The sequence below is a fragment of the Sutcliffiella sp. FSL R7-0096 genome (genome assembly GCF_038595065.1).
Classification (GTDB): Bacteria; Bacillota; Bacilli; order Bacillales; family Bacillaceae_I; genus Sutcliffiella_A.
This window is the reverse complement of the sequence record NZ_CP152003.1, coordinates 4,488,210-4,501,732: the sequence shown is the minus strand read 5'-3', so window position 1 is coordinate 4,501,732 and position 13,523 is coordinate 4,488,210. Positions and strand designations below refer to the sequence as shown.

Here is a 13,523-nt window from a genome sequence, read left to right as displayed (position 1 = left end):
GCTGCACATTGAACTCCTAGTTGTTCCAAGGTCTGATTAACCCTCTCCACTTAACATTATAATCAAAACTGTATTCATTCGGATTATATTTGTGTAATAAAAAGGAAAGAGAATTATAGGAAATTAAAGCCAACAAGCCGCTCCATGCAATGAGCATGATGGTCAAAACGCTGCATGTTAAGGTAGTGATTAAAATATATAAGGCGATATTAAAGGTAAATGAGTAATTCTCCGTTACTAGCTTCCAAGCCTGTTTGACAATGGTGGTCAAATCTTGCTCTTCCTGTATGATCATTAAAGGGAACATATACAGGAAAATGAGGTTCCATATAATCAGTATATATATGAGAAGGATTCCAATAATATTGGTCGCAACACTTCCATTTGAAAAGAGGATAATAGTATAGACGGTTCCAGGTACCATGATAAATAGATACAGGAGAGATAACTTCATCCCAATCCCAATGTGTTGATGAACTGCTTGGAAATAATCCTTTACAGTTATACGGTGACCTTTCTTGCTTTTAATTATAATGGAGAACAGCCCAGCGGTAGCCGGGCCCAAAGTCAGGATTGGCAGCATACAAAGCCACCAAAGGATAGTGAATTTAATGATCGTGCCCAGCTGTTGATAGGCATCAAATACAGAACGGTTAAAAACAATCCATGCGTTCTTCATGGCTTAACCTTTTATTCCTGATAACGCTATACCTTTTACAAGGAAGCGCTGGGCAAAGATAAACAGGATAATAACCGGAAGGGCAGAGAAAATGGTTGCGGCCATCAACTTGGCAAACTGTATATTGAATTGTCCTTGCATGATAGCAAGTCCTACTGGTAATGTCCTCATTTCTGCACTTGAAGTCACGATCAATGGCCATAGATAGTCATTCCAGTTCCCCATGAATGTAAATAGTGCCAATACAATCAAGGCAGGTTTAGCAAGTGGAAGGATAATCTTCCAATAAATCGTGAAGCTTGATGCTCCATCAATTCTCGCCGCTTCTTCGAGTTCCATTGGGATTCCAATGAAAAATTGGCGAAGAAGAAAGATGCCAAATACACTCGCAAGGCCAGGGAAGATCATGGCCGCATAGTTGTTGGTCCAGCCAAGTGAACTTACAAGTCCATATAAAGGAACGAGATTCATGACAGGGGGGATCATCATGGTTCCCATCAAAGCCCAAAATAACAAGTCTCTCCCTTTAAATTTCAGGCGGGCAAAGGCATATGCAGACATGGAATTGAATAAAAGCATCAATCCTGTATGAATGGTTGCTATGAAAAAACTGTTCCAAAACCATCGAAGAATCGGAACGTCATTTCTTGCAAATACATCTGTGAAATTTTTGAAAGTAATGGTATCCGGTATCCAGCGAATCGGCCAGGATATCGCTTGGCTCTCAGGTTTTAAAGATGTGGAGATGACCCAAAGGAAAGGGATGATCCAAAATAGAGCCGCAACAGATAAAAAGAGGAAACTGAATCTTTTGGATGATTTATCTTTTATTGCCATTTTCTTTGCCTCCTGTCTTATTTCTCTTTCATCATCAGTTTAAATTGAATCATGCTGATACTCAGAAGTATCAGTCCAAGCACAACAGACATGGCAGCCGCCAAACCTGCCCTTGGATTTCCGCCTGTGAATCCTACTTCATAAATATATAAAATTAATACTCTAGTTTCATACCCTGGTCCACCGCCTGTGGCAAGCTGCGGCTGTGCCATGACGTTGAAGGAGGCAAGAGTCGTGATGATCAGGACAAAGGCCATCGGTCCCCTCAAACCAGGTAAGGTAACATGGAAAAATTGCTGCAGTTTGTTCGCACCATCGATTTTTGCTGCTTCATACAAATGATCCGGAATTTCACCCAAGGCAGCCAAGAACAAAATCATATTGGTCCCGATCGTCCACCAAATCGTCATGACCACCAGTGAAACCCATACCCAAGGAGTCCTTGTGAGCCAAGGGATGTTATCAAGACCCAATTGCCCTATGTAGTAGTTCACTAACCCTGCATTTGTATCAAGTAGCCAAATCCAAATCAATACTACAGTGACAACTGAAAATAAACTTGGGGCATAGAATAGTGCTCTGAAAAAGCTATGCCCTGGAGGTCGCGCGTTAATTGCTACTGCGATGAATAAAGGAATGATAACTAAAAATGGCACGGAAAGAACTACGAATAGCAAAGTGGCCCGGAAGGCAGACCAGAAATAAGTAAAGAAGAGACTATCCTTATTCCACAGGATGTTCGCATAGTTTTCCAATCCCGCAAACCTCATGTCGGTAAAGAAGTTCCAATTATGAAAGCTGATAAAAAGTCCGTTCAAGGTTGGATAGGCAAGGAAAATGATAAAAAAGAATAGATGAGGACCTATAAATAATAAGGGGATTAGTTTTTCTTTCCAACTTTTCCTTTTACGGAAAGGCTGGCTGTTTTTGGCTTCCAATGTATTCATTTGCAACCCTCTCCCATGAATAATGAATATAAGGAGGGGGACCCTCCTTATACATTAGTGATGATTATTATTGTGATGCTTCTTTCGCGTTGGCTTCTCCCTCTTTTGCTGCTCGTTCCAAAGCGTCCGCAGGAGAAAGTTGATTTAGCATCGCTTCATCGACTGCAGGTCCTGTAGGTCCCCAAGCATCTCCATAGAAAGGAGTGGCAGGAGGGAAGACGAAGTTTTGTTGTGATGCTTTGTATTGATGTTCAAGGGCTTTGAATTCTTCGCTCTCAAGGACAGAATATTTTGCAGGTACCTGTCCGGCTTTTGCCCATTGTAAACTGTTTTCAGATACATACTTGATAAACTTCATCGCAGCTTCCAGTCTTTCAGGATCTTCGTCTTTTTGGGCCGGTATGACAAAGTTATGAGAACCTGCCCAAACTGCTTCTTGATCTCCGAAAGCCGGTACTGGTGCCGTTGCAAAGTTTAATCCATCTTGCTCTTCAAACCCTGCAATCATCCAGATGCCGTTCAGGTGGAATGCGCTTTTTCCTTGGCGGAATAATGTAACTTCCCCATCAGCTTGAACGTCTGAAGGTGATACCTTATGTTCATAAACAAGGTCCACCATCTTTTGAAGGGCTTCTTCTCCCTCTGGTGAATTATAGAGAGGAGTAAGTCCGTCTTCACTCACAGATTGACCTCCATGAGACATTAAGGAAGTATAGAAGATCATATTACTAGGCCAGAAAACAGGCATCGCGATTCCCCAAGCATCTGTCTGTTCTTGCACTGCTAAAGACATTTCCAATAGTTCATCATACGTTTTTGGTGCTTCTGTGTAGCCTGCTTGTTCAAGTAGGTCTACATTATAAAACAAAGTCAGGGGATGTACATCCAATGGAATCCCATATCGTTGGTCTTCATAAACCCCGGCATCCCATACTTCTTCAATAAAGTCCCCTTCACTTAAACCAATGTCACCAGCCAGATCATCTAATGGAGTCAACAGCCCGTATCTTGCATATCCAGCAATCGAATCTAAATGCATAATAGCGATATCAGGTGCTTCTCCGTTTGTTACAACGGTTCTATACTGATCGTAAAAATTCCCCCATGGCATCGTTTGCGTGTTAATTTTAATCTCGCCTTTATGTGCTTCGTTAAACTCATTGATGATTTTACCGATGTCCTCACCGTCCGGACCAGTAAACCCATTCCAGAACTCCAAGGTAATTTCCCCATCATTCCCGCCACTGTTCGCGCCATTGCTGCAGCCTGCAAATATCAACGACGAACAGATCAGTAACAAGAACATTACTTTTAACCCTTTCATCACATAACCCCCTATGTTCTTTTGGATAAAAATTTATGGAAGGATGAGAAGTCATCCGTATTCCCGGCACATAGTCTGATTCGCAACCCAAAAAGCCAGCAAGCTAAAAAAGGTAGTTTGTTAAATAAATTTATTATCTTGGGATTTATGATAACGCATACATTATCAGCTGGCAACATTAATTTACAAATAAATTTAAATATTATAAAAATAAAAAAGAGATAAAAGGTATTCCCTCTGCAGTTTCCTTGATAACAGTTAAATAATTCGCAATATTTAAATAAACGCTTACAAAAGTCATGAGTACCTGTTATTATCTAAATTAAGTTTATTAATTAAATTTACTTTCTTGGAGGGGGTAGTTGAATGAATCGTAAGTGGTGGATTGGTAGTGGACTGATATTGGTTGTGTTAGCTGGGATCAGCTTTCTTGTAATCAATAATGTTTCCCAAACGAAAGGACCGGAATATCAAAATCCGATATTTGAACCGGTAATTGCGGATCCTTCCATTGTGGAAGGAGAGGACGGTTATTATTATGTGTATGGAACAGAAGACAATTGGGGAGACGGAATGGGTGCAAGGGTTGTCCCGATTGTACGTTCAAAGGATCTTGTAGAATGGGAATATGCGGGCGAGGCATTTACAGAAAAACCAGCCTGGAAGGAAGAGGGGGGAATATGGGCACCGGATGTTTCCTTTTTTAACGATAAATATTATATGTATTATTCTCAATCCACGTGGGGAGATGCAAACCCAGCTATTGGCGTTGCGGTAGCAGATAATCCTGAGGGACCTTTTGAAGATAAAGGAAAGTTATTTGATAGTAAGGAAATAGGTGTGAACAACTCTATTGATCCGCAGCTATTTGTAGAGGAGGATGGGACGGCCTATCTTTTTTGGGGGAGCTGGCATGGAATATGGGGCATTGAATTAAGTGAAGACGGCTTAACCTACACCGGAGAAAAATTTCAAATTGCGGGAACTGATTTTGAAGCGCCTTATATTGTGAAACGGGACGATCATTATTACTTTTTTGGTTCCATGGGTTCTTGCTGTGAGGGACAATGGAGTACATATCGAGTGGCGGTTGGACGTGCTGAAACAGTAAATGGACCTTATTTTGATAAGGACGGCAAGGACATCATGGATACTAGTGGAACCCTCCTGTTAGAAGGGGGAGATCGTTTTGTTGGACCAGGACATAATGCCATCATAACGGACGGGGAAGGTCATGATTGGATTATTTATCATGCGATTGATAAAGAAACACCGTGGATTGGCAGTGGAACTACGAGAAGGCCATTAATGTTGGATAAAGTGAAATGGGAAGACGGTTGGCCAAGTATAGAAGGAGGAAAGCCGGGAGAAGGAACTCTAGTAGGTCCAGTGACAAATAGATGATTTTTAATAGAATATTAAGAAAAATCTTGAAACCATTTGCCTAGTAGCGTAGTATGAAAACAAGTTAATAAATTTAATTTACTAACAGTTAATTGAAAATATTCATAGAGGGGGGACATCTTTATATGAACATTCAAATCTCCGCGCTTTCTCCAGAGCAAAAGGTGAAAAGTTGGCTTCAGCAAAAAGGGTATGACGGACTTTTGGTCTGCAAAAGGCAGAATTTCTCGTGGCTTACAGAAGGAAAAGTCAATCATATCGTCAATACCATTGAATATGGTGTAGCTGATCTCTTGCTTTTGGATGATAAAAAATATTGCATTACTGTAAAAATGGAATCCAGAAGGATTATGGAAGAGGAATTAGAAGGCCTTGGATATGAACTGGTGGAATGTGAATGGTATGAAAGCACAACACCATTGATTAACAGGCTTTGTAAAGATAAAAAGGTGGTTTCAGACACCGATATGAACGGCATGAAGGATGCTTCCTCAGAGCTGGTGCAGCTAAGGAGTCAATTATCTGAGAGGGAGCGGGAACAATACCGCTGGCTTGGTCAATTCTCTGCAAATACCCTGGAAGGTGTTGCAAGGGAAATTCAGCCTGGCATGTCAGAGTTTGAAATAGCTTCTTTAGTCGCAGCAAAAACGATAAAAGAGGGAGTGAACCCTCAAGTGATCCTTGTTGCAACGGATGAACGGATTTACAATTACCGTCATCCTATCCCTACCGAGAAAAAGCTTGATAAATATGCAATATTAGTCCTTTGTGCAGAAAAAGGCGGGCTTGTTGCAAATGTGACGCGTTTTGTACACTTTGGTCCACTGCCAGAGCATTTGAAGATAAATAAGGAGAAGCTTGCCAAGATAGATGTATGGATGAATGCCGCTACCCGACCGGGCAGTAAGGTGAAGGATGTGTTTCAGATTGGATTGAAAGCGTATGCAGAGGCAGGATTTCCTGAGGATTGGCGTCTTTTGCATCAGGGTGGATTGACTGGCTTTGCCTCTCGGGAATATTTAGCTAACATGAACAGTGAAGAAGAGGTTGTCTTACACCAAGCATACGCCTGGAATCCTGCCATACGTGGGATTAAATCTGAAGATACGATTTTAGTAGAAGAGAAAGAGAACACTTTTCTTACCCATACCGGCAACTGGCCATATATAGAAGTAGAACATCAAGGCCGACATTATCAACGACCTGATATCCTAATACGTGACTAAAGGAGAATTACATTATGTCTATTCCAAGATCTGAATACCCAAGACCGCAATTTATCCGTAAAAACTGGGAGAACCTTAACGGCCAATGGCAATTTGATTATGATGACGCAAACAAGGGGCTTTTGGAAAAATGGTATCTTCAAAAAAAGTTCACTAAGGAAATTACTGTCCCATTCAGCTACCAAAGTGAGCTGAGCGGAATCCATGATACGGATTTCCATGATCTTGTCTGGTACAAAAGAGGCTTTGATATCCCGAAAGAATGGGAACAAAAACGCCTCATCCTACATTTCGGGGCTGTGGACTATCGAGCATCTGTGTGGGTGAACGGTAAGTATATCGGTTCCCATGAAGGAGGGCATGTACCTTTTCAATTGGAAGTAACCGAAGCTGTGGTTGCTGGTAAGAATGAATTGGTGGTTCGAGTAGAGGATGTGACGCAGGATTTAGATCAACCACGCGGAAAGCAATACTGGAAAGAGAAATCTGAAGGAATCTTTTATACAAGGACCACCGGCATTTGGCAGACTGTATGGCTTGAGATGGTAGAGTCGTCCTATATTGAAAAAGTAAAGATGACTCCTGATATCGATAAAGATGAAATCATAATGGAATATGTTGTGAATGGGGAATCCGATTCACAGTTCCTCGACATAGAAATTTCATTTGAAGGGAATCTGGTAGCCTCTGAATCTCTTAAATTGATTAATAATAAAGGGTCACGCTCCATTTTTCTAAATGATTTTCATGTTCATGACGAAGGACGCTTGTGGAGCCCGGAACAACCAAATCTCTATGATGTTGTCTTCAGGTTAAAAGATGACAGGACTGTCTTGGATGAAGTGAGCAGCTACTTTGGAATGAGGAAGGTCTCCGTTGAAAATGGAAAGGTCATGCTGAATAACCGGCCGTATTATATGAAGCTTATTCTAGATCAAGGGTATTTCCCTGATGGACTTTTGACACCTCCATCTGATGATGCCATCCGTAAAGACGTCGAGCTTACGAAAGAAATGGGCTTTAATGGAGCGAGGAAGCACCAGAAGATTGAGGACCCCCGCTATCTTTATTGGACAGATAAACTTGGATTGTTGGTTTGGGGAGAAATGGCCAACAGCTATACCTATACCGAAGACGCCGTCCGCCGCATAACGGATGAGTGGCAAAAAGCAATTGAGCGGGACTACAACCATCCATCCATCGTTGCATGGGTTCCTATCAATGAAAGCTGGGGTGTCCCAAAGCTTTTGGCAGATAAAAGGCAGCAAAACCACACCCTTGCAATGTATTACCTGACTAAATCGCTGGATTCTACCAGATTGGTGATTTCCAATGACGGCTGGGAGCATACAAAATCCGATATTTGCACCATCCATGATTATGAAAGCAACAAAGAGGTGCTAAAGGAACGATATAGCACAGTGGAGAAAATTATGGAGGCAACCCCGGGTAGCCGTCTTATTTATGTACCTGGCCATCACTATGATGGAGTGCCGATTCAAGTATCCGAATTTGGCGGCATCGCCTATAAAAAGAGTGAATGGGAAGGCTGGGGATACTCTGGGGCATCTGATGATCAGGATTTTGCCAACCGCTATTACGATGTTGTTTCCGCTCTATTGGAATCGCCTCTTGTCCAAGGGTTTTGCTACACCCAACTGACAGATGTGGAGCAGGAAATAAACGGGCTATTAACCTATGACCGCAAGCCGAAAATAGATTTAGAGATTATCAAGGAAATCAATGAAGGCCGTTCGGTCAAACGTTTTTCTAGTGAGGTAAAGTAAGATGACTTATCAAAATCCGGTTATTTCTATTGCGGGATTGGACCATGGAGATCCCGCGGTACTTAAATATAACGGCACTTATTTTCTTTATCATACAGGACCAAGGGAAATAAGAGTTTATACCTCAACGGACTTAGTGAATTGGGAGGCGTGCGGAATTGCATTGCATGCCTCTGATGACCAGGACCATTGGGCTCAGATTGATTTATGGGCGCCAGAAATCATCCATGAAAACGGCATTTTTTATATGTATGTGACAGGTGCCGTCAGAAATGAAAATGGCCACGGGAATGATGAGATACGAAGAATAGGAGTGGCTAAAAGTAAAAGCCCGACAGGCCCATTCACGCTTGCAAAAGAGCCATTGACAGATGAATGGTCCATCGATGCCCACCCTTTCAAGGACGAGGATGGAAGCTATTATATGTTTTATAATGTCCGCAACGAGTACACCAGGGGGCCAAACAATGTCATCGGAACCGGAAATGTGGTCGATCGGATGATAGATTTGGAAACGTTGAGCGGGAATCCAACCATGGTAGTTGCTCCAGAGCATTTGTGGGAAGGAAACAAAGAGCACAGCTTCTTTTGGAATGAAGGACCTTTTGTTTTGAAGAGAGATGGTACTTACTATCAGATGTACAGTGCAGGCTTCTTTGGAGATGATACGTACGGCGTCTATTATGCAACCTCTTCCAAGCCGATGGGGGACAAGGGGATGGAGGATAAGAGCTGGTCGAAATGGAAAGGCGGAGAGCCTATTTTAAAAACCAATGAGGCATGTCATGGGCCGGGCCATCATGTCGTGGTGAAAGGCCCAAATGGCGTAGATGACTATATCGTTTACCACGGCTATGAACCTGAAGAGAATGTCGGGGAAAGAAGGGTCAGGGTTGGCCGCTTTCAATGGCAAGGGGACCACATATGGTTGGAGCCTCCAGTGAAAGGTGAACTGCCACTCCCTGTCGTGCCGACTTATGATGGTCGATTTACTTCATCCATCAGTGATTTGAATGCAGGACTCTTAGCGCATCAACATCCAGATTTTCATTTTGAGACAAATATCTCTCTTCCAAGTGGCGGTGTGAAACTGGTGCATTTCTTATCATTCCTCCAAAGCAACGGAAATAAGGTGATATGGTCATTTGATATGGAAAAATCCATTCTCAAAACAAAAATACTTGGAGAGTCCGAGCAGGTAAAGGATGAATATCCATTGCCTGATGCTTATGATTTTTCTGCTTATCATTTTGTTCAGGTCAAGAAAAGGAATTCTACCCTTTCTCTCTATTTAAACCAACTACTTGTCTGCTCCATTGAACTGGAGGGAGAGGCCGATGGTACTATTAATCTTCCTTTTCGCGAGGATGAAGGGCTTCAAGTGGAAGGTACAGTCTTGACATCCTTGAAGGGGAAATGATGCTTTAAATTGAAAGGAGGTGCCCTTGATGCTTGAAGGGTTAGTAAAGGATTTTGCAGAGGTGTTTGGTGATGCTCATCATGTCCGGGCATTTTTCGCACCAGGCCGTGTCAATTTGATTGGAGAGCATACCGATTACAATGGAGGGCATGTTTTTCCTTGTGCATTAAGTGTTGGGACGTATGCAATCGCAAGGCTTAGGAACGACAGGGAAGTGAACGTGTATTCCAAGAATTTCCCTGAAGAAGGAATCATTAATTTCCAGCTTGATCACCTAGTTTACGATGAGAAAGACAAATGGGCCAATTACCCTAAGGGTGTCATCCGCGAATTTGTGAAGAATGGTTATGAGCCGAATGCTGGCTTGGACGTTTTGTTCTTCGGAAACATTCCAAATGGTGCGGGTTTATCCTCCTCTGCATCCATTGAACTTGTTACATCTGTCCTCCTGAAGGCATTGTTCCGCTTGCAGGTGGAGATGGTCGACATGGTGAAGATGAGTCAAAAGGCAGAGAATGAATTTATGAAGGTAAACTGCGGCATTATGGATCAATTCTCCATTGGAATGGGGAGAGCAAATCATGCGTTGCTGCTTGATTGCAATACACTTTCTTACACATACAGTCCAATCAGCCTCAAGGATGCTACTCTGGTTATTGGCAACACCAACAAAAGGCGTGGGCTTGCAGATTCTAAATACAATGAACGAAGAACAGAGTGTGAACAGGCATTAAAGGAAATACAGGAGCACCACTCCATACAATCTTTAGGTGACCTCACACCAAGCCAGTTTGAAGAAGTGAAACATCACTTATCCAATGATGTCATCCAAAGGCGAGCCAAACATGCCGTGTATGAAAATGACAGGACGAAAGAAGCCGTGCATTTGCTTGAAATGGGTGATATAAAAGGTTTTGGCCAGCTGATGAATGACTCCCACCGTTCCCTTAGAGATGATTATGAAGTGACTGGGCTTGAGCTGGATGCTCTTGTGGAAGCAGCATGGAATCAACAAGGAACCATAGGAGCTAGAATGACTGGAGCTGGATTTGGCGGCTGTACTGTCAATCTCGTGGAGAATGCACATTTGGATGAGTTCCTGAAAAATGTGAAATGGCAATATGAAGAAGCAACCGGATTGATTCCTGAATTTTACACAGTAGAAATTGGTGACGGGGCAAGGGAAATGAATATAGGCTAAGGAGATGATAAATAGATGGCTGTATTAGTATGTGGGGGAGCCGGTTATATTGGAAGCCATGCGGTCGTGGACCTGGTGCGAAGAGGGGAAGCTGTCATTGTAATTGATAACCTTAAAACAGGGCATGCAGGCTCATTGCACGAAAATGTCCGCTTTTATGAAGGAGATATTCGGGACTTCGACTTTTTAGAAAAGGTCTTTGACGAAAATGAAGTCGATACGGTTATACATTTCGCAGCAGATTCCCTTGTTGGAGAAAGTGTCCAAAATCCATTGGCTTATTATGACAACAATGTCTATGGGGCACTTTGCCTTTTAAAAATGATGAAAAAGCATCAAGTGCATCGAATTGTCTTCTCATCCACCGCTGCAACATATGGTGAACCCGAAAGCATCCCTATTCTGGAAACAGATCCAACGAATCCAACAAGCCCTTACGGTGAAACCAAGCTTGCCATTGAAAGGATGCTGAAATGGAGCTCGGTTGCTTATGGATTAAATTTCATTGTCTTGAGATATTTCAATGTGGCGGGCGCCCACTTGGAAGCAGATATCGGGGAGGACCATACACCAGAAACCCACCTGATTCCCCTTATTTTGCAGGTAGCACTCGGGAAGAGGGAGAAGATCATGATTTTTGGAGATGATTATCCAACAGAAGACGGTACATGTATCCGCGATTATATACATGTCACCGACCTGGTCTCTGCTCATTTGCTTGCAGTAGATAAGCTGAGAAATGGTGGAGGGAATGGGACGTATAATCTTGGCAATGGAAACGGTTTTTCTGTCAAAGAAGTAATCGAAACCGCCCGGAAGGTGACACAAAAAGAAATCCCGGCAGAAATTGCCCCGCGCAGAGCTGGGGACCCTGCTAAACTGGTCGCCTCCTCTCTCCGTGCAAAAGAAGAATTAGGCTGGAATCCACAGCACTCTTCCATGGAAGAAATGATTCAAAGCGCTTGGAAGTGGCATCAACAACATCCCGAGAGATACGAGAATTAAAGTTTTATCGAAATGGAAGGAGTGTCTTAACGTGACTGTAAATATTTACGGAAAGATAGACCAGCTCATTCAATATGGCCTGCAAACGAAGCTGATAGAGGACCAAGATATAGCTCACACAAGGAATTCCATCCTATCCATTTTAAAGCTGGAGGATTATACACCAGCTCCAAATTCCGTGGAGGTTGGCGAACTTCACTCTCCTGTCCCGATTTTAGAGAAAATTTTAGATTGGGCGGCAGACGAAGGCTTGCTGGAGGCCGATACTGTCACTTACCGTGACCTTTTGGATACGAAAATAATGGGCTGCTTTGTACCAAGACCATCAGAGGTAACAAAAGAATTTAATCGGATCAATGAAGAGGAAGGGCCGGTTCAGGCGACAGATTATTTCTATAAACTAGCGAATGACTCCCATTATATTCGAAGAGATCGTATTGAAAAAAATGCGCATTGGTTGGCGGAAACGGAGTATGGCAATCTAGAAATAACCATTAATCTTTCCAAACCTGAAAAGGATCCAAAAGCTATCGCCGCTGCACGGAACATGAAAGAGACAGGATATCCATCCTGTTTGTTATGTGTGGAAAATGTAGGTTACGGTGGGAGGGTGAATCATCCTGCACGTCAAAACCTCCGGACCATTCCTCTTTCCTTAATGGAGGAACAGTGGCATCTTCAATTTTCTCCTTATGTTTACTACCACGAACATGCCATTATATTAAAAGGTGTACACGAACCGATGAAAATTTCAAAAAACACCTTTCACAGATTGGTAGAGTTCACTGACAAACTCCCACACTATTTTGTCGGATCTAACGCTGACCTCCCAATTGTAGGTGGTTCCATCCTTAGTCATGACCACTTCCAAGGTGGATTTCATGATTTCCCGATGGCCAAAGCAGAGATAGAGGAATCCTTTTCCTTATCAGGCTTCCCCAATGTGACCGCAGGGTGGCTTTCTTGGCCGATGAGTGTCATTCGCCTCAATGGCCTTGCAAAAGAGGAAATCATCGAGGCTGCAGATACCATCTATCAAGCGTGGAAAAATTACTCCGATGAGACGGTTGATATTCTTGCCTATTCGGAGGATATCCCGCACAATACTGTGACCCCGATTGCCCGCAGAAAAGGGGAACTATACGAATTGGATCTAGTACTGCGGAATAATCGAACAAGTGAAGAACACCCTATGGGAATCTTCCACCCACATGAGGAAGTGCACCACATCAAAAAAGAAAACATCGGCCTTATAGAAGTAATGGGACTTGCTGTCCTACCCGGCCGCCTTCAGGAAGAGTTTCGGATTCTTGGGGAATTGATGGTATCTGATGATGGGTTGGACCGTTTAGCTGATGACAATATGAAAAAACATCTACATTGGGCTAAGAGAATAATAGAGAAATATCCAGAGATCCGCACACCTTTGGAAGACGTGGATGTCCAGGCGATTTTGAAAAAAGAAGTTGGGTTGATATTTGCGTCGATCCTCGAACATGCTGGAGTCTTTAAACGCAACGAGGAAGGCAGGGAGGCATTTCGGAGGTTTTGCCAGACGTTGTAACTTGATGGTGTAGGTTGGAGGCTGGAATATGACAAGGAATTGGAAAACATCTAATGAAAAACTAGAACTTGCCACTATACGGTTGAATCTTCTTTATGCTACCATATGAAGAAACAAAATTACGGAAGG

At 42.8% G+C, this 13,523-nt stretch carries 11 protein-coding genes; 7 read left to right on the top strand and 4 right to left on the bottom strand.

Features of this window, described 5'->3' with window-relative positions:
• Positions 1-16: 16 nt before the first annotated feature.
• From MKY77_RS23065 to MKY77_RS23050, 4 genes are all read right to left on the bottom strand, one after another.
• The gene (locus tag MKY77_RS23065) at positions 17-679 is read right to left on the bottom strand and encodes a YesL family protein (RefSeq protein ID WP_339147945.1); all 663 of its coding nucleotides are present in this window, start codon (positions 677-679) and stop codon (positions 17-19) included.
• A 3-nt stretch (positions 680-682) separates the two neighbouring features.
• Complete coding sequence (locus MKY77_RS23060; RefSeq protein WP_339147944.1) at positions 683-1,516, bottom strand: carbohydrate ABC transporter permease; 834 nt, start codon at positions 1,514-1,516, stop codon at positions 683-685.
• Between the two features lie 17 nt (positions 1,517-1,533).
• Complete coding sequence (locus MKY77_RS23055; RefSeq protein ID WP_339147943.1) at positions 1,534-2,463, bottom strand: sugar ABC transporter permease; 930 nt, start codon at positions 2,461-2,463, stop codon at positions 1,534-1,536.
• Positions 2,464-2,530: 67 nt separating this feature from the next.
• Positions 2,531-3,787 carry an ABC transporter substrate-binding protein gene (locus MKY77_RS23050; protein WP_237662948.1) on the bottom strand — a complete coding sequence of 419 codons (1,257 nt, stop codon included), beginning with the start codon at positions 3,785-3,787 and terminating at the stop codon, positions 2,531-2,533.
• Between the two features lie 366 nt (positions 3,788-4,153).
• Between MKY77_RS23050 and MKY77_RS23045 the strand changes: the two genes are divergently transcribed.
• From MKY77_RS23045 to galT, 7 genes are all read left to right on the top strand, one after another.
• A complete protein-coding gene (locus MKY77_RS23045; protein ID WP_339147942.1) occupies positions 4,154-5,191 on the top strand; it encodes a family 43 glycosylhydrolase in 1,038 nt (345 codons plus the stop codon).
• Positions 5,192-5,316: 125 nt separating this feature from the next.
• Entirely contained in the window at positions 5,317-6,417 is a 1,101-nt protein-coding gene (locus MKY77_RS23040) for a M24 family metallopeptidase (protein ID WP_339147941.1), read from the top strand.
• Between the two features lie 14 nt (positions 6,418-6,431).
• Positions 6,432-8,204 carry a sugar-binding domain-containing protein gene (locus MKY77_RS23035; protein WP_339147940.1) on the top strand — a complete coding sequence of 591 codons (1,773 nt, stop codon included), beginning with the start codon at positions 6,432-6,434 and terminating at the stop codon, positions 8,202-8,204.
• A 1-nt stretch (position 8,205) separates the two neighbouring features.
• The gene (locus tag MKY77_RS23030; RefSeq protein ID WP_339147939.1) at positions 8,206-9,624 is read left to right on the top strand and encodes a glycoside hydrolase family 43 protein; all 1,419 of its coding nucleotides are present in this window, start codon (positions 8,206-8,208) and stop codon (positions 9,622-9,624) included.
• Positions 9,625-9,652: 28 nt separating this feature from the next.
• Positions 9,653-10,825 (top strand): galactokinase, encoded by a 1,173-nt coding sequence (locus MKY77_RS23025; RefSeq protein WP_339147938.1) that lies wholly within the window; start codon positions 9,653-9,655, stop codon positions 10,823-10,825.
• A 15-nt stretch (positions 10,826-10,840) separates the two neighbouring features.
• A complete protein-coding gene (galE, locus tag MKY77_RS23020; RefSeq protein WP_339147937.1) occupies positions 10,841-11,830 on the top strand; it encodes a UDP-glucose 4-epimerase GalE in 990 nt (329 codons plus the stop codon).
• 31 nt (positions 11,831-11,861) lie between these two features.
• Complete coding sequence (gene galT / locus MKY77_RS23015) at positions 11,862-13,394, top strand: UDP-glucose--hexose-1-phosphate uridylyltransferase (protein ID WP_339147936.1); 1,533 nt, start codon at positions 11,862-11,864, stop codon at positions 13,392-13,394.
• Positions 13,395-13,523: the final 129 nt, after the last annotated feature.